Source organism: Flavobacterium sp. N2038, assembly GCF_025947185.1.
GTDB lineage: Bacteria > Bacteroidota > Bacteroidia > Flavobacteriales > Flavobacteriaceae > Flavobacterium.
The window spans coordinates 3702198-3720549 of record NZ_CP110001.1; the positions used below are offsets into that span (position 1 = coordinate 3702198).

Sequence of the window (18352 nt, forward strand, 5' to 3'; positions counted from 1 at the left end):
TATAAGTGTACTCAAACACTATAAAAGTTTATACTCTCATACAGTATAAAAATGAGGTTAAATAGTTAGTAAAGTAAAAAACGTAAGTTTTAAAAACAGCTCTTTGTGGTTATTGGGCTGTTTTTTTTGTGCTTTACTTTTATACAAACTTAGCAGATAAAATCGACCTTCATTTTCAAACAATTCCCCTCTTCAATGTAAACTTAAAAACAATAAAACTTTAAATAAAAAACACTGAATTAACAAAATAGATAAATATAATTCAAATTTTAACCTACAACGGTTTCGTAAATGAGAATACAGCATCGAAATCAGAAAATAGAGTTGTGCATTTACCTATTTATCATAACTAATTTAGCATCAGAGAATTAGAACTATTAATTTAAAAACTAATGCTATGAAAAAGATTTTAAAATTAAGTTTAGTATGTGCAGTGCTTTTATCAGGTTTAAGTACTTATGCAATTGGTGATAATGGAGATTTTAATCTTCATGTAATTAAAAGTAACGGGAAGCTAATTACGTTTGCAATTAACAAAGTAACAAAAGCCAGCCTGGCAATTTACGACAAAGATGGTACTCTAATTTATTCTGAAAGCGCTTCAGGAAAAGATGGGATTTTGAGAACTTTCAGTCTGGAAGAATTTCCTGCGGGAACGTATTATCTGGAAGCTGAAGATAATGTAAAAAAAGTGAGACACGAAATTACAATTACCGATGAGCAAACCACTTTATCATCAAAAGCAATTTCGTCTGTCTATAAAACTGAATTCGCAAAAAATAAAAGTGTAGCATCGCGCTAAAAGTTATACTGAAAAATAAAATTTATTATTTTAAGAAACAGCTCTTTTATAGTATTGAGCTGTTTTTTTTTTGCCCTTTACTTTTTGATAAACCCAGCTTTACAAAACCTTATAAATCAATTAGAAAAATTAGAAAAAAGTTACTAAATCGTAAAATTAAGCACTTTTAAAAACGTTGAAAAATAATAATCAAATTAACTAAAACGCTTAAAATAATTCAAATTTTAACCTATAACGCTTTCGTAAATGAGAATACAGCATATAAATAGGCAAATACAGTTGTTAAAATAACACACAAACCAGAGTAATTTAGCCTCAGAGAATTAAACTAATAATTTAAAAACTAACAGTTATGAAAAAGATTTTAAAATTGAGTTTAGTATGCGCAGTACTTTTTACAGGAATCAGCAGTTACGCGATTGATGGAAAAATTGATGACTTAAATCTTCATGTATTGAAAGGAAACGGAAAACTGATTACGTTCGCGCTTAATCAGACCAAAAAAGCCAGCCTTTCTATTTATGATAAGCAGGGAAATTTAATTTACTCTGAAAATGCTTCAGGTAAAGACGGAATATTAAGATCTTTTAGTTTAGAGGAATTTCCGGAAGGAATTTATTTCCTGGAAATTGAAGACAGTACAAAAAAAGTAAGATATGAAATTACTATAAATGACGAAACTTCTGTTTTATCATCAAAAGCAGTTTCATCAGTTTATAAAGCAGGATTTTCTGCTAAAAATACTAGTGTAGCAGTACGCTAAAAAAGTTATACTTTTCATAAGAGTATAAGGTTAGATAGTTAGTAAAGTAAAAACGTGATTGTTTTAAAAACAGCTCTTTGTGGTTATTGAGCTGTTTTTTTTTGCTTTATACTGAACAAAAAAAGATGCAAAAAAGATTTTCACAAAACTATTCTTAATAAATACATCTGACTGATTTTTATTGCATTAAAAAAACAATAAAAAATAAATCCGTAAGCCCCGTATTTACGTACATAACGTAAACAAAATACCGAAATAGTTTTAATTCAGCATTTTAACACTCTAAAAAAGTGACTTTTTTGCATAAAATTAATTTTGTATTTGTAGTTTTGAAACGTTCCACATTTAGTAATAAACATTTAAAAAAAACATGACAAAATTTACCAAGACCGGGTTAGTTGCTGCCTTTTTTTTAGCGACATTATTTACCTATGCCATTGATGGAAAAGGGGATTATATTTTAAATATAAAAACCGGAAACGGAAAAGTTGAAAGCTTCGCAGTAGACAATTCTTCTTTTTCAATCTACGATCAAAATCACAATTTACTTTATGCGGGAGATTCTGCAGCAAACAAACTAGAAATTTCAAAAACAATAAGTCTGGAGGATTTACCTGCCGGAACTTACGTTTTGGAGGTTAAAGCAAATGAAAAAATTGCGAAACACGAAATTAAAGTTGCTGCCAAAAAAGTAAAGACAGTAAAGCTTGACGAAAGTGTAAACCAAAGTCCTTCTTTCCGTCGCTAACCTCCTTTTTTGCCCCCAAAAAAAAAGATTAAAAAGCAGCTCGTTCCAGGAGCTGCTTTTTTTTTAATTGATTTCTTCTCTTAAAACAGTACCCATTTTTACCATTTGCCAAAAGAGATCTGTTTCTGATGGAATTATAATCTTTTGAGATTCCCTGTAAACAGATGAATGCATAAAAGCATTTATATAATCCAGAAAATCAAGCAGTCTGAAACTTTGTCTGTATTCTGACCGTATTTCCTGGCTGTTTGCAAAGCAAACGTTTCCACTCTCTTTCTCGTCCAGAAATACCAAACCGGAAGACTTTGCAAACAGGTTTACAATTTCGATATTTATTGAAGTTATTATATCGTTTGATCTATCAAAAAATGTATTTAGAGTAAAACCAGTTTCTGTAGTATTTTGAGAAATTTTCAAAACAAGATTTTCCAATTCGGCTCGGGAAGAATCTACTCTGTCATACTGTAGATGCAAATCTTTTATCCAATTGAGATAATATTCCGTTGTCATAATCAAATAATATTATAAATCCGTTGGATGTAATTACTAAATATAAAGTTAGAGTATATATTTCATATAAATAAAAAATCGTCTTTATTAAACCGTTTTGGAGGTTACTGAAAAATCTAAAACATAATGTAAGTTATTTTTGATATTTGACTTAAAAAATCGATAAAATCAAGAAAATCATCGTTTAATTACACGCTATATTATTGATTTAGATATATTTGCAAAATAAAATTTACTACACGCCTCAAAAATACCTACAAAATTATTTCAGAGATCAATTACCCTTAATAACAAAAAAACTAATAAAAACCATTCTTCTAAACTCAATATTTATGCAGAAACTATTTGTTTTTTTAGTCATATTGATCGGTTTTTCGTTTCGTGTTACGGCGCAAAGCGAAAAAGTTTTTACAACAGATAAAGTAAGCGACAAATACGCTTATGTTGATGTAACAAAAATCTACGAAAGAGTTGCTGCAAAAGGCTATAAATCGATAGACTTATTTCAGAAATTAGGAAACTCCTTTTACTCTGAAGATAAACTGGAAAAAGCTGCAACATGGTATGGCGAACTCTTTGCCATGACATCAGATTTAGAACCTGTATATTATTACCGCTATGCAGAATCTTTACGATTTATTTGCCAAAACGAAAAAGCAGATGCCATTATCGAAAAACTAAAACGCAAGTCTAAAGTTACCACGAAGAAAAAAGTTTAAAGCAAAACCAGAATATAACTAAAAAAGCATCCGTTACAGCGGATGCTTTTTTGTATAAGTAAATCACACAGAGAATAACTCGTTGAGGGTAATTACTAAATATTTAATTTTAGCATAAATTCTAATTCAGTCAGAAATTATTTTCAATATATTTGAAATATGAATCAAGACACAAAAGATATATCGATCAGGCGAGCTGTAAATGCAGATTTACCTAAACTTGCTGATTTTCTGCAATTTTTAGTAAAGGCAGAAAGACCCTTTGATGTAACATTAAAAGAGGGAAAGATTTTTTATTATGATATACAGGAACTTATTCTAGACCCCAAGACAGAAGTTTTGGTTATAGACTTTAACAATCAAATTATTGGTTGTGGATATGCTCAAATCAGACAAGCTAAGCCATATCAGAAACATGAATTTTTCGGGTATCTTGGTTTTATGTTTGTAGATCCGGATTTTAGAGGAAGAGGTCTTAATACGTTATTAATTAACGATCTTAAGAAATGGGTTTTATCTCAGGGAATAACCGAGGCTAGATTAGACGTATATCATGACAACGAAGCAGCAGTCAACGCCTATAAAAAAGCAGGATTTAAACCAATATTGACCACTATGCGTTGTGACATAAGCCAAATGGATGATAATTAAAGAAAAAAGCTTTAAATCTTTTTTATATTTTTATTCTTCTGCTGATTTTGTTGGCGTAAACAAATGGATTTTGATCACGAAATTTCTTGACATGATGGATTAAAATCCATCTCTACAATATTCTTCGTTCCTTTGGAACTCTTTATAGAATTTTATAAAAAACAACCACAATATTGTCATTTCTGACGAAAGAAGAAATCTTCGTATACTGAGCGCGCACTGTTGCGGAGCTACTTGCGAAGAGACAAACTTTATGGAGTTTTTAAGTGACATTAATAATTTGTCAGCAGCTGAAATTTGGTATACAACGAAAAATTTGATCGTAAACAAAACCACTAAACTCTTCTTCCCATTAAACTCTCTGCAAAAGTTCTCAATAGTGCTTTCTTATTTTCGTTTATATTAATCTTTTCTAAAATTTTAGAAGCCTCAAAAGTATATTTCTCAATAGATTCCTGAGTTGCTGCCGGAACTCAGGATTTCTGAAACAATTCTGTTATAATTTTTATTTTTTTTACATTATCAACAAGACGAGTGGCATACAATTCTGTAATTAGTTCTTTATCGTTTGGGGTTACAAGTTCAAGAGCTTTAAAATATAGATAAGTTTTTTTATTCGAAATAATATCACCGCCTAATCTTCTCCCAAAGGTTGCAGTATCTCCAAAAAGATCCAAATAGTCATCTTGCAACTGAAATGCTAAACCTACATTAAGTCCAAAATCATAAATTAAATCGCAGTTTTCCTGAGAAGTTTGAGCAATAATGGCGCCCATTTTCATCGATGTCGCTATGAGTGCTCCGGTTTTATACTCGATCATTTTTAGATATTCAGAAACCGTAACATCGTGACGGGTTTCAAAATCAACATCCCATGTCTGCCCTTCGCAAACTTCAAGGCCCATTTTATTAACTGCTTGAGTCAAGGCCTTGGCAATACACGGTTCATAGTCTTGCAGATATTGATAGGTTTGAATTATCATAGCATCTCCGGTAAGAATAGCAATGTTAGTATTCCACTTTTTATGTATGGTTGGTTTTCCTCTTCTAATAGGATCTTCATCGATAATATCATCGTGAACTAGTGACGAATTATGAAAAGTCTCTATGGCCAAAGCCGCAGGTAATGCCAATTTATAGTCGGCACCAAAAATTTCTGTAGTAAGTAAAGTAAGAACAGGTCGTATTCTTTTTCCTCCCAATAACATCATATAGACTATGGGGTCATAAAGATTTTTAGGTTCCTTATCTATAATTTGATTCTCTAAATAACTAATAAAAAAATCTGTGTATTGACCTATCGAATACATAAAATCTCAACTATAAATTTATAAGTTACTAAAATACAGATTTTTACAATGTTATTGTTGTGAAATTTTATAAATCAATTTTATGCTTTAAATCGCTTCGCTCTACAAAATGTTTGCAATTGCTGTGCAAAGTCTCCCGACTATATTCTTCGTTCCTTCGGAACTCTTTATAGAACTTCATCAACAATAACCACAATATTGTCGTTTCGACGAAAGGAGAAATCTTCGCAAGTAGCTCCGCAACAGTGCGTGCTTAGCATACGAAGATTTCTCCTTTCGTCGAAATAACAAACTTTATAAAATTTTATTGTTTGACTGGCGCGAGCGGGACACTCGTGTAAACTTTTTATTTAAACCTATTTTTTTATAATTTTCTTCGAAATTAAAGTTCCATTAACTTTTGCTTTCAATATATATGATCCCTGATTCAATCTGGAAATATCGATTTTGTTATTATTTAAATCCAATCCAGAAGTGCTAACCGATCTGCCATTTAAATCAAAAATCTGAAAACTTTCAACCTGAGTATCATTTTCAGTCTTTATATTGATAAAATCGCTTGAAGGATTGGGATAAAATACCAACGGTGATTTATTTTCTGTTAATGGAATACTTAAGTTATTAGCATACTTCCATAGTTTATCATCTTTTGCATAATATAGAATATCATTAAAAGAAACAATACTTAATACATTATCTAACGCACTGATCTGCTGGAGTGAGTTTAATTTTAAATCAAAAACAAACCCTTTTGTAAAATTATCTTCAACTACTGATGCTATATAATATTCGTTATCATTAATTTTAAAAAAAGTAGAAGCATCTATCATATCTATAAAAATAAAAGGCTTTTTTATACCGTTTGATAATTCTCCAAAATTTGTAACTGCATTATTTGCAAGGTTTAATGATACTAAAGATGCCCCTCCAGTTTCATTTGCTGAAGAAAAAAGCAGCGAATTACCCGTTTTAGTAAAATTAGAAGGAGAAAAATAATGATCACTCGTTTTGCTGTATATTTCGGCTACGCTGTTATTAGCTGAATCAAATTTCCATATCGACAATTTGTTCAAATCGGCAGAAAAAAACATAAAATACAAATTATTGTTTGCTTCGATAACACTACTATGATGCGCCAGATATTGTTGGGCTTTCCAAACGTCGCCTACCACTTTTGTGTTTTCGAGCGTTCCATCAGTTTCATGCAGATAATTTCTGCTCACAAAATACAATTTATTATTATGCTCTATATATTGTGTTAATCCAGATGTGCCTGTAGGATAAGATCCATTTCCATCTATTTCGGCTGTTATCGGAAAAGTACCTTCCAAAGTTCCATTACTCCTCCAAACTCTGGAATTGTTTGTGCCATAAGGCTGAAATGTAAAGATAAAGGTATTATTGCATTTGCCTTGAAAAGATGGCGCATTCCAGATTGACATATTATCTTTAACCAATACTGTTGCTCCTGTTGTTGCATCTGTTTTCCAAACCTGCAATTTATATTCTTCCTGAATTAAAAAATAAATCGAATTGCCAACAGCAGTAAGACTTGAAGTTCTTCCGTTAATAAAACTTGTTATTTTTACAGTACCAGCCTCTGTTCCATCTGTTTTCCAAATCTCTCCAAGAGAACTTTCGTCTTTTGCAATAAAATAAAAAATATTATTAATTGCTGTACCACCTACCAATGCCCCTGTTACAGAAGATTCTAAACCTGAGTATATATCTTTTATCAATTTTGTGCCAGAAGTAGTTCCGTCACTTTCCCATATTTCGCGGCCAGAATCAGCTTCACTGGCTTCAAATATCAGCTTATCGTTGATTTTTTTAAAACTCCATGGGTAGCTCGTAAAATCATATATTTTTTGCTGAGCATTGGTTTCAATAAAAATACAAAGCACAAAAAATAAAAGTAGTTTTGTTTTCATTCGGTTTGTTTAGTTAGTTTTCTTATTAAAAGTAAATATATAAGTATAAAATATATAAACAAAAAAACCTCTCATTTCTGAGAGGCTTTTGTTATGTAAAGTTTGCTATTTTTCTTTTAGTAACTTTTCTAAATATTCTATTTTGTCTTTTTCTGATTGAAGCAAACGTTCGTAAAGCTTTTTATTTTCTTCTACCGTTTCCATTAATTTATCTAATGGATTGAAAGTGCAATTATTAAGTCCGAAATAATTATTAGGACTTTCATTAAAAGTATTGAAATAATTAATTGCCGCTTCGTCTGAAAAATTCTTAATCGCTTCAACCGTTACACCAAGTGCTTTTGCAACCTCGACAAGTTTTTCGTCATCAATGGTTTCGCTATTTTCCATAGCCGATATTGTTTGCTGGCTTATTCCCAAAGCCTGTGCCAAAGCTTCCTGTTTCATATCTCGAAGTTCACGAATACGGCTTATTTTTCGCCCTATATGATTTGGTTTTGTTAGTGTGCTCATAATTCAAAGATAATAATTAAGTGTGAAAACTTCCACGGGTAACAAACTTATTTAGTACAGTACGATACCCGCAAAACTGGTTTGGTAAAATACAATGTATCTCTTACTTCGCCAAATCAAACAAAAGTACAATTTTTCTTATAATTATTTTATAAAAGTCAAATTGTAAAACAATTAAAAAACATGAATCTTATGGAAACTCACGAAAAAGAAACTTTACAAAAACTGCAAAAATTAACCGCTCAGTATTTTACAACACTAGAGCCAAACAACGAAGCCAATTCTTATACCGCACAATTTAAAGTTGTAAATTATTTAGAACTCGGCTGCCTCATTACCGATTTACTCAAATTATGCATTCTCGCACTTGATAATGACATGCATAACTTTTCTAAAAAAGATAAAAGTGCCACTATTAATGTTTCGTTGATTTTGGAAACGATTTTGCATTTGTTTCCTATGGATGAAATGGAGTTTTTGGGGTTTGTTAGCGAGGTTGTTGAATGATTTCTATTTGCAAAGGCAAAGGTGAAAGTTCTAATACTAAAAAATCTCGCAATCCCGATAGTTATCGGGAGCTAAGTCGCAAAGTTTTTACACAATCTTGTCATTTCGACCGAAGGGAGAAATCTTCGCAAGTAGCTCCGCAAAGATTGGCGATTTTCTTTGTCGAGCTTCGGGTGTGATTTCTCCCTTCGATCGAAATGACAAAATAATGCGATTTTCTTTTTTGTTGTTTCAAAATGGTATAAACATAGCCCGTGGTTTCAACCACGGGAACGTAATATTATCTTGCTCGTATTGTATACCCGTGGTTGAAACCACGGGCTATATTTGACAATTGGATTTTTGTTTGTCAATTGGCCTGAGTGTCTTACTCGCGCATTTTTTTGAGTTCACAAGCAAAATTTTCGCACTAGTGGAAACTACTTTTTTTATGGAATTTACTAAGAGGTTTAGATTCTTAAAGTCTGCATAAAAAAAAGTCTGAAAGGCTAACAGCTTCAAAATAGGGCAACGTCCTATTATATAAAACCCACTGCAAATCGAAGCCCTGAAAGGGCGATAGCCATTCTTGTTATCTAATTGCTTACGCCCTTTCAGGGCTTTCTTATTACCCATATTACAGACATTGGGCTTTGCCCAATGCTAAAAATACTTTTAGGCCTTTGGCCTTGTTGGAGGGTTCTTAAATTGAAAAATATATTATATGTTTCCAATAAAAAAACCTCTCATTTCTGAGAGGCTTTCTATATTAAACAAACGTCCGATAATTTCGGACTTTACAAATGTATTTTTACATATTCCTTCTATACTGCCCACCAACTTCAAACAACGCCGAAGTAATCTGACCTAAAGAACAAACCTTTGTAGCTTCCATTAAATGGTCGAATAAGTTTTCGTTTTTAATCGCAGCTTCCTGTAATTTGCTTAAATGCTCGTTTACTTTTGCTTCATGAAATTGATGCAGGTTATCCAGCATCGTAATCTGGTATTGTTTTTCTTCTTCGGTAGCACGAATAACTTCTGCCGGAATTACCGTTGGAGATCCTTTTGAACTCAGGAACGTATTTACACCTACAATTGGAAAATCGCCGTTGTGTTTTAAAGTTTCGTAATACAAACTTTCTTCCTGAATTTTAGAGCGTTGGTACATCGTTTCCATTGCACCTAGAACTCCGCCTCTTTCTGTAATTCTGTCGAATTCCTGAAGAACTGCAGCTTCAACTAAATCGGTTAATTCTTCGATGATGAATGAACCTTGAATTGGGTTTTCGTTTTTGGCTAAACCTAATTCTTTATTTATAATCAACTGAATCGCCATGGCACGACGCACAGATTCTTCTGTTGGCGTTGTAATCGCTTCGTCGTAAGCATTGGTGTGCAATGAATTACAGTTGTCATAAATCGCATACAAAGCCTGTAAAGTCGTTCTAATATCATTAAAATCGATTTCCTGGGCGTGCAACGAACGTCCGGAAGTCTGAATATGATATTTCAGCATTTGGGCTCTTTCGTTGGCTCCGTATTTGTTTTTCAAGGCCTTTGCCCAAATTTTACGTGCCACACGACCAATTACTGAATATTCCGGATCTACTCCGTTGGAGAAAAAGAACGATAAATTTGGTCCAAAATCGTTAATGTTCATACCACGGCTCAAATAATATTCCACGTAAGTGAAACCATTAGAAAGCGTAAATGCCAATTGCGTAATTGGGTTTGCTCCCGCCTCGGCAATATGATATCCTGAAATCGAAACGGAATAGAAATTACGAACGTTTTTGGTAATAAAATATTCCTGAACGTCGCCCATTAATCGCAGGGCAAATTCGGTAGAGAAAATACAGGTATTCTGAGCCTGATCTTCTTTTAAAATATCGGCCTGAACCGTTCCACGAACCTGCGATAATGTTTTTACTTTAATGTCATTATAAACATCCAAAGGTAAAACCTGATCTCCGGTAACGCCCAAAAGCATTAATCCTAAACCATTGTTCCCATCTGGCAAATCGCCTTGGTATTTTGGTCTTTCGATTCCTTTTTCTTTATATATTTTGTTGATTTTAGTCTCAACTTCTTTTTCTAAATCATTGGCTTTGATGTACAATTCGCATTGCTGATCGATTGCGGCATTCATAAAGAAACCTAACAACATTGGCGCAGGTCCATTAATCGTCATACTTACAGATGTTAAAGCATGAACTAAATCGAAACCTGAATACAATTTTTTAGCATCATCAAGACAGCAGATTGAAACTCCCGCATTTCCAATTTTTCCGTAAATATCCGGACGTAAATCTGGATCGTTTCCGTATAAAGTTACACTGTCAAAAGCCGTAGAAAGACGTTTTGCAGGCATTCCCGCGCTTACATAATGAAAACGTTTATTGGTTCTTTCTGGTCCGCCCTCGCCCGCAAACATTCTTGACGGATCTTCGCCTTCGCGTTTAAACGGATATAATCCCGAAGCAAAAGGAAATTCACCAGGAACATTTTCCTGTAAATTCCAACGCAAAATATCGCCCCAACCTTCATATTTAGGTAAAGCAATTTTCGGGATTTGTAAATGCGATAAACTTTCAGAATGCGTTGCAATCTTGATTTCTTTATCACGAACTTTAAACGAGTAAACTGGATTTTTGTATTTGGCTACTTTTTCATCCCAATTCAGGATAATTTCCCAATTGTACGGATCCAAGTCCATTTTTACTTTATCAAACTGATTTAGTAAAAGATTCAGGAAGATTCTGTTTTCATCGTGTGATTCGACTGCACTTGGCAAAACGGTCGAATCGTCGATTCCGGCTTTTGTAATCTGAGGAACTTTTCCGGAAACGGATTCTATGGTTTTAAAAATCCCGTATAGTTTCTGAGCTACTTTTTGTTGTGAAATAGCTGTTTCATCATAAGATCTGTTATTCTCTGCAATTTCAGATAAATAACGTGTTCTGTGTGGCGGAATCACAAAGATTTTCTCGCTCATTTCTTTTGTGATTTCAAAAGTCGATTTCAAATCTGAAGCCGTTTTTTCTACCACTTTATCCATAATCGCTTTGTAAAGCGTGTTCATTCCCGGATCATTAAACTGTGAAGCAATAGTTCCGAAAACCGGCATTTCATCAGGATTTTTATCCCAAAGATTATGGTTTCTTTGATATTGTTTTTTTACATCACGCAAAGCGTCAAGCGCACCTCTTTTATCAAATTTGTTCAACGCTACTAAATCGGCAAAATCAAGCATGTCGATTTTCTCCAATTGTGTTGCAGCTCCAAACTCTGGCGTCATTACATATAAGGATACATCAGAATGATCCATAATCTCGGTATCAGACTGACCAATTCCTGAAGTTTCCAAAATAATCAAATCATATTTTGCAGCTTTCAAAACCTGAATTGCTTCGGCTACATATTTAGATAAAGCCAAATTCGACTGACGTGTTGCCAGCGAACGCATATAAACACGAGGATTATTAATAGCATTCATACGGATTCTGTCTCCTAAAAGTGCTCCTCCTGTTTTTCTCTTAGAAGGATCGACAGAAATCAATCCGATTGTTTTTTCTGGAAAATCAATTAGAAAGCGACGAACCAATTCGTCTACCAAAGAAGATTTTCCTGCTCCACCCGTTCCTGTAATTCCCAAAACAGGAATTTTAGATGTAGTGTTGTTTTCATGAATTTTATCAAAAACAGGTTTTGCAATTTCAGGGAAATTTTCTGCCGCCGAAATCAAACGTGCAATTGCTGTTGGAACTTTATTTTCGATATGATCTACTTCTCCGTTCAATTTATCCCCAATAGGAAAATCAGCACGCTGCACCAAATCATTAATCATTCCCTGAAGCCCTAATGAGCGACCATCATCCGGAGAATAAATTCTTGTAATACCATATTCATGCAATTCTGAAATTTCGCTTGGCAGAATTACTCCGCCTCCTCCACCAAAAATTTTGATATGCCCCGCTCCTTTTTCGCGTAGCAAATCATACATATATTTAAAGTATTCATTGTGCCCTCCCTGGTAAGAAGTCATTGCAATAGCATTGGCATCTTCCTGAATGGCAGTATTCACCACTTCCTCAACACTGCGGTCATGTCCAAGGTGAATTACCTCAACTCCGGTTGACTGAATAATACGACGCATGATATTAATTGCAGCATCATGTCCGTCAAAAAGCGAAGCAGCTGTGACAATTCTTACTTTATTTTTAGGAATATATGGTATTTGTTGTTCCATTTTATGAATATGATAATTTTAAGGGAGCAATTTACAAATTATTTTAATATTTGATGATTAGAATAGCGTTATGTTAACAAAAAAAAGAAATGTTTTTTTAGCAGCACCAAATAACAAATTTTAAAACAAATTGAGATCAGTTAAGAAAAGCTTAAAGACATGGCAATTTCGCAACATTTAAACAAAATCAGAAAACATGTTTTGTAGTTTCTGATTGTAATTTAGCCATGTAGAAAAACCCCAAATTTTTACCAAAACGCTCAAATCTAAAAGTAGTAACGTAAAAATTGAAATGAAAATGAAAACTCTATATTCCCTAAGTATAATTCTGGTTCTTAGCTTTACTATGGTTTCTTTTGAGAAGAACGAAAGCAATAAAAAAACTAAAACTACAGAAAACATCTTTGTTAATTTTAATGATCCCCAAACAAAAGTTAACAGTACGATTTTAAATGACTTTTTTAGAAGATATGCTGATTTAAAGAAATACAAATCTGATGTCATGTCATTGTACAAAAGCAGATCGTTTGGAACAATCTGGTATGATGAAGACCAGATTAATGAATTTGCAACTGTTCTATATGAAAAAGCAAAAAAAACAGATAATCTGGTTGTTCCTTACCAAAAAGAAATAGACCAGCTTTTTGATTCATCAGAAGCCAAACTTTCCAAAACTGATGCTGATATGCTTCTGAGTTCTTTATATGTTGTATACACTAAAAAAAGTAATTCAGATTCTAAAAAACTATCTTATGATATGTTGCTGAAAGATTTTTTGAATTACAGCACTATTGAAGAAGCAACTGCAACCACTGGAAAAGATGATAAAACGCTTTTTGATCAATACTACAAATTGCAAGGTGTTTTAAAACAATATAAAAAACTGGACAGATCTAATAAATGGAAACCAATTGTTGCAGAAACTCCTTATAAAGATTTGCGTCCGGATGCGGTTTCAAATACCATTGCTCAGGTAAGAACGCGTTTGTATTTATTAGGAGATTTAAAACATGATTCAAAAAGCGATGTCTACGATCGTGAACTGATGGATGCTGTTATGAAATATAAAGTTCGAAACGGTTTCAAACCCAACTATATTCTTGCTGAAGAACATATTAAAGAAATGAATATTCCGCTTTCTGATAAAGTAAAAACACTGACACTTAATATGGAAAGATGCCGTTCTATTTCGTCTTTAATTGTAAACAGCGATGAGTATGTTTTGGTTAATGTCCCTTCATATGAATTGTATTATGTAAAAAACGGAAAAGTGGTATTAACATCAAGTGTATTTGTTGGATCACCTCTTACTAAAACCACCATTTTTAATGCAGAAATCGACAGAATTGTTTTCAGCCCTTACTGGACCGTACCACAAAGTATTGTAGAAAATGAGTTAAAATTAAAAATAGCTGCCGATCCCAATTATCTTGCCGATCATAATATGGAAATGGTAAATGGCCAGGTAAGACAAAAACCGGGTCCTGAAAACTCTCTTGGGCTTGTGAAATTTGTGTTTCCAAATCCTGATGATATCTATATGCACGATACCCCATCTAAAACCTTATTTGATTTTGAAAAAAGAACTTTCAGCCATGGTTGTGTAAATGTAAAAATGGCCAAAGAATTAGCTGTTGCCATGCTACAAGATTATCCGGAATGGACAACCGAAAAAATTGATAAAGCGATGGCCGGGAAAACCGAAAACAGTTTTAAACTGTCTAAAAAAGTCCCAATCTATATTACTTATTTCACCTCGTGGGTAAATGATAATGGCGAAATTGGTTTTTATCAGGATATTTACGAAAAAGACAATGAGCCTGCTAACTTACAACTTCCTCAGGAAACTATAGTGGCAAACTAATTTAAAACAATGAATTAATCTAATCGGAAGCTTATTTATTAAGCTTCCGATTCTTTTTTGGCTCAATCCTAAAAAAAAGCTTAAAATGCTAATTTTAAATCTTTTAGGGATCGTTTAAATATAAAAACTACCTGAAATTTGCACTATATTTAATACCGCTATTTTATAACCTAAAAATAAAATAAAAATGAAAACAAACAATATTGAAGGACTTACAGTATTTGAAATTAATGTATTAATTCAACAAGGCGGAAAATTTGTAAAATTTCCTTATTTGTCAGGTTTGGTAAAAAAAATCAAAAGTTCAAACATTTATTTTGTTCGTCCAGAGGAACATTCATTCAAATACCGTTTGAAGCATTTTTTTATAAACTTAAAACTAAGTATGAATGCTTTTCCTAATAATCCAATCTACATTATTAAATCTCTCTTATTCTTCCTTAAAGGAGGAAAAGATTATACGTATAACGTATTAGAATACTTAAACAGAACAAATTTCAATTATAATTCTGATTTGTACGACTTATATGATCTTAACAGTTTAGAAGAAGTTTAATTATATTGTCTTAAGCTGTTAGTTTTATACCTTTTCAAGACTGAGATTATAGTTACTTAAAAAGAAATTTGCCGAAATTTTTAAGCAAATATTCTAATTAAAAACTCATAATGAAAATACCTATTTTTCTTGTTGCTACTATAGCAATTATTTTTACTGCTTGTAATAACAAAAAAAATGATTTAACTGTAAATGAAGATGGGATCATCAAACCTAAAGTCCCAAAAGCTGAAGGATTTAGACGAATATTATTTATAGGGAACAGTCATACCGAATACTTTGTTAGCGCACCTACTTTGTTTCAGGAATTATGTAATGCAAACAATCAATCTATGTATGTTCAGCAACTAGTAACTATGGGGGTTTCGCTTGATAAAGTTTATGACACTAATAAAACAGAAGCTAATCAAAGTTTTTCCAACAGAGATAAAGACGGAAATTATTATGATTATGTTGTACTTCAGGAATCAACTCCAATTGCATTAACTAATCTTGAAAAATACAGATCCAATTTAAAAATGATCGTCGAAAAGATTCATAAAAATAGTCCCGATGTGGCAGTATATATTTATGAAGGGATGCCTCCTGTAGCCTATACAGATCCAAAATATGATGAATATTATACAGAAATGCGCAGAAATTCACTTTTAGCAATGGTGTTTATTAAAAATGCAGGCTTGTTAAGAGTTGGTGATGCTGTCAATGACGCATATGAAGGCAAAAACGGCTATAAATATCTGGTAGACAACAAGGACAACCTACGTTACGGAGGTAATACATTTCATTTTTTAAACGATGGCGGTTTCTTGCAAGCCACGTTATTATATGCAACTATCTTCGACAAAAAACCAATCATTCCTAAAAAACTTATGTTAACCACCGGAACTGGAGATGATGATTGCATGCGAAAACAAGAGGTTATTAAAGCAATCAGTAATCCTGACGCTTTATTGGAAATTGCTTTTAATAACAAATAGAACTTAAATCATTTTAAAACTTAAAATCTCTTTATAAAATTTTATAAAGAGATTTTTTATTTAATATAAAAACACTTTAAAATCAATACAATTAATTCTTACTTTAGCTTCAATAAACTAACCAAAAAACCAATTTTATGGAAGATTCAAATGAGTTAATACAAAGAAAAAGCTGGTGGGACAGAAACTGGAAATGGTTTGTTCCAACTGGTTGTTTAAGCATTATTGTACTCATCGGATTATTTATAGCCGGAGTTTTCTTTGGAGTTACCTCAATGATGACAGAATCTGATGTTTATAAAGATTCTATGATAGCTGTTAAAAACAATAAAATCATCATCGAAAAATTAGGAAACCCGGTAGAAACCGACGGAATGATTTCGGGAAGCATCAGCACGAGTAATAATGCAGGAAACTGCAATCTGCAAGTTCCGCTGAAAGGTCCAAAAGGAAAAGGAACTTTGTTTATAATTGCTAATAAACAAGGAAAATGGAAGTACGAACAACTATCTGTTTACATTGAAAAAACTCAGGAAGAAATAGATTTGCTACAAAAGTAATGCTGATAAAATCGATTATATAAAATACTATAATGAAATTATTTATTCTTTCCTGTTTTGTGTTTTTTCAAAGTCTGTTTCTTTCTGCACAAAGTCATAATAATTATAATGTGTTTACAAACAGAATTGCATCGTTTTCAAAACCTGCTACAATCTTATACAAAAACGTTGATGCAAAAGGAAATGGTTTTATCGAATTTACAAATTCCAAAAAACAAGTGCTACGTTTTCGATTATTTAACCATAATGTAAAGCCCGGACTTTGCAGCATCGCTTTTGAACTGTATTATTACGAGAAAAACGATCTGAAAAGAATTGAATCGCTTGATATTAACGGAAATTTAATTGGTTGTAATATAAAACTAAACGGAGAAGCTGCTACAGAATATGTAATTGAAAAACCGGACTTATACCTTAAAAAAAAGAAATTAATTGATGCTGCTGAAGGAAACATCGATATGAAAGATGACAGCAACGAAAAAATCATCAGAGTAAAATTATTCGATCAAAATAACATTTTAATAAAAGAAAAAAAAGCCACGTATATATCCAGCAAAACCTACTGGGACTATACTATTAGAATGTCGTGGCCTTAATAAAAAGTCAAACAATTTAAATTGTATTAGAATCAATTATCAAAATTAAAAAATGGCCAAAGAACCTTTTGCAGCAAAATTAACCTCTATATGGATTGGTGGTTTTTTCTTTTGGTTTGTAAATGGTTTTAAAACAAAACTATCAGAACAATTTACAACCGAACTGGAAAAAAAGAATTTATGGGCAGGCTATTTTATTCAGCTTCTATTTGTCGGAATATTAGTTTATATACTTACCAAAAACGAGATCAGTATATAATGATCTCGTTTTTTATTGGCTAGGAGTGTTGATGTTTATTATCAAACAAAATCTTTCCTGACTTAAAATAAAATTGTGGCGTTGTTTTTGAATAAGTAGTATTTTTGAAACTTAAATAAAACCCCCAAATGAAAAAGATTTTACTATTAGCCCTTATGTTTTCGCTTTCTTGTTGTGCAGAGATGCAACAAACATTAAATCAGTTACCACAAATCGCATCTCAGATTCCCGGAGTAGGCGGTGTTGATATTTCGGCCGGATTAAAAGAGGCACTGAATAAAGGAATTACGCAACAAGTAAGTAAATTAACTGCTGTTGACGGTTTTTACAAAAATGAAGCTGTAAAAATTTTAATGCCTGCAGAATTACAAAAAGTAGATGCCACTTTAAGAAAAGTAGGTTTGAGTTCGCTTGCAGATGAAGGCGTTAAAATGCTAAATCGTGCTGCCGAAGATGCCGTAAAAGAAGCAACTCCAATATTTGTATCAGCAGTAAAAAATATGTCGTTTACTGATGCTAAAAATATATTATTAGGAAATGACAGTGCAGCAACAAGCTATTTGCAAACCAGCACTACAACAGCTTTGTACGGAAAATTTAATCCAGTGATTAAAAATTCGTTTGCGAAAGTTGGTGCAGATGTGGTTTGGACAAAAATTATTAATAAATACAACACAATCCCGTTAGTAAAAAAGGTAAACCCTGATTTGACTGATTATACAACCAATCAGGCTTTAACAGGTGTTTTTAAAATGATTGCTGTTGAAGAAAAAGATATTCGTAACAACATCAGCGCAAGAACAACTCCTTTATTGAAAAGTGTTTTTGCAATGCAGGACGGAAAATAATTTTTTT

General features: G+C 32.5%; 18 protein-coding genes. 13 read left to right on the top strand and 5 right to left on the bottom strand.

Annotated elements, in window-relative coordinates:
* Positions 1–397 precede the first annotated feature (397 nt).
* From OLM51_RS16380 to OLM51_RS16390, 3 genes are all read left to right on the top strand, one after another.
* Positions 398–802 (top strand): secretion protein, encoded by a 405-nt coding sequence (locus tag OLM51_RS16380; RefSeq protein WP_264551671.1) that lies wholly within the window; start codon positions 398–400, stop codon positions 800–802.
* Between the two features lie 352 nt (positions 803–1154).
* Entirely contained in the window at positions 1155–1565 is a 411-nt protein-coding gene (locus OLM51_RS16385) for a T9SS type A sorting domain-containing protein (protein WP_264551672.1), read from the top strand.
* Positions 1566–1935: 370 nt separating this feature from the next.
* The gene (locus OLM51_RS16390; RefSeq protein ID WP_264551673.1) at positions 1936–2313 is read left to right on the top strand and encodes a secretion protein; all 378 of its coding nucleotides are present in this window, start codon (positions 1936–1938) and stop codon (positions 2311–2313) included.
* Between the two features lie 63 nt (positions 2314–2376).
* Here the strand turns inward: OLM51_RS16390 and OLM51_RS16395 are convergent, their stop codons facing one another.
* Positions 2377–2823: a hypothetical protein gene (locus tag OLM51_RS16395; RefSeq protein ID WP_264551674.1), complete on the bottom strand. Its 447-nt coding sequence runs from the start codon at positions 2821–2823 to the stop codon at positions 2377–2379.
* Positions 2824–3155: 332 nt separating this feature from the next.
* Between OLM51_RS16395 and OLM51_RS16400 the strand changes: the two genes are divergently transcribed.
* Both OLM51_RS16400 and OLM51_RS16405 read left to right on the top strand, forming a co-directional pair.
* Positions 3156–3542, top strand: a complete 387-nt coding sequence (locus OLM51_RS16400) for a flagellar motor protein MotB (protein ID WP_264551675.1) — start codon at positions 3156–3158, stop codon at positions 3540–3542.
* 159 nt (positions 3543–3701) lie between these two features.
* The gene (locus tag OLM51_RS16405) at positions 3702–4193 is read left to right on the top strand and encodes a GNAT family N-acetyltransferase (RefSeq protein ID WP_264551676.1); all 492 of its coding nucleotides are present in this window, start codon (positions 3702–3704) and stop codon (positions 4191–4193) included.
* Between the two features lie 473 nt (positions 4194–4666).
* Here the strand turns inward: OLM51_RS16405 and OLM51_RS16410 are convergent, their stop codons facing one another.
* The 3 genes from OLM51_RS16410 to OLM51_RS16420 all read right to left on the bottom strand — a co-directional run bounded on the left by OLM51_RS16410 (position 4667) and on the right by OLM51_RS16420 (position 7947).
* Complete coding sequence (locus OLM51_RS16410; protein WP_319799959.1) at positions 4667–5503, bottom strand: polyprenyl synthetase family protein; 837 nt, start codon at positions 5501–5503, stop codon at positions 4667–4669.
* A 356-nt stretch (positions 5504–5859) separates the two neighbouring features.
* Positions 5860–7434 carry a T9SS type A sorting domain-containing protein gene (locus OLM51_RS16415; RefSeq protein ID WP_264551677.1) on the bottom strand — a complete coding sequence of 525 codons (1575 nt, stop codon included), beginning with the start codon at positions 7432–7434 and terminating at the stop codon, positions 5860–5862.
* 105 nt (positions 7435–7539) lie between these two features.
* Positions 7540–7947 carry a helix-turn-helix domain-containing protein gene (locus OLM51_RS16420; protein ID WP_264551678.1) on the bottom strand — a complete coding sequence of 136 codons (408 nt, stop codon included), beginning with the start codon at positions 7945–7947 and terminating at the stop codon, positions 7540–7542.
* A 192-nt stretch (positions 7948–8139) separates the two neighbouring features.
* Between OLM51_RS16420 and OLM51_RS16425 the strand changes: the two genes are divergently transcribed.
* A complete protein-coding gene (locus OLM51_RS16425; protein ID WP_264551679.1) occupies positions 8140–8454 on the top strand; it encodes a hypothetical protein in 315 nt (104 codons plus the stop codon).
* Between the two features lie 790 nt (positions 8455–9244).
* Here the strand turns inward: OLM51_RS16425 and OLM51_RS16430 are convergent.
* Positions 9245–12685 carry a methylmalonyl-CoA mutase family protein gene (locus tag OLM51_RS16430; RefSeq protein ID WP_264551680.1) on the bottom strand — a complete coding sequence of 1147 codons (3441 nt, stop codon included), beginning with the start codon at positions 12683–12685 and terminating at the stop codon, positions 9245–9247.
* 298 nt (positions 12686–12983) lie between these two features.
* Between OLM51_RS16430 and OLM51_RS16435 the strand changes: the two genes are divergently transcribed.
* The 7 genes from OLM51_RS16435 to OLM51_RS16465 all read left to right on the top strand — a co-directional run bounded on the left by OLM51_RS16435 (position 12984) and on the right by OLM51_RS16465 (position 18345).
* Entirely contained in the window at positions 12984–14549 is a 1566-nt protein-coding gene (locus OLM51_RS16435) for a L,D-transpeptidase family protein (protein WP_264551681.1), read from the top strand.
* Positions 14550–14736: 187 nt separating this feature from the next.
* Positions 14737–15105: a hypothetical protein gene (locus OLM51_RS16440; RefSeq protein ID WP_264551682.1), complete on the top strand. Its 369-nt coding sequence runs from the start codon at positions 14737–14739 to the stop codon at positions 15103–15105.
* Between the two features lie 110 nt (positions 15106–15215).
* Complete coding sequence (locus OLM51_RS16445) at positions 15216–16082, top strand: hypothetical protein (RefSeq protein ID WP_264551683.1); 867 nt, start codon at positions 15216–15218, stop codon at positions 16080–16082.
* Between the two features lie 137 nt (positions 16083–16219).
* Positions 16220–16642 (top strand): cytochrome c oxidase assembly factor 1 family protein, encoded by a 423-nt coding sequence (locus tag OLM51_RS16450; RefSeq protein WP_264551684.1) that lies wholly within the window; start codon positions 16220–16222, stop codon positions 16640–16642.
* 32 nt (positions 16643–16674) lie between these two features.
* Positions 16675–17238 carry a hypothetical protein gene (locus tag OLM51_RS16455; RefSeq protein WP_264551685.1) on the top strand — a complete coding sequence of 188 codons (564 nt, stop codon included), beginning with the start codon at positions 16675–16677 and terminating at the stop codon, positions 17236–17238.
* A 52-nt stretch (positions 17239–17290) separates the two neighbouring features.
* Positions 17291–17497: a hypothetical protein gene (locus OLM51_RS16460; protein WP_264551686.1), complete on the top strand. Its 207-nt coding sequence runs from the start codon at positions 17291–17293 to the stop codon at positions 17495–17497.
* Between the two features lie 128 nt (positions 17498–17625).
* The gene (locus OLM51_RS16465; RefSeq protein ID WP_264551687.1) at positions 17626–18345 is read left to right on the top strand and encodes a DUF4197 domain-containing protein; all 720 of its coding nucleotides are present in this window, start codon (positions 17626–17628) and stop codon (positions 18343–18345) included.
* The last annotated feature ends 7 nt before the right edge of the window (positions 18346–18352 follow it).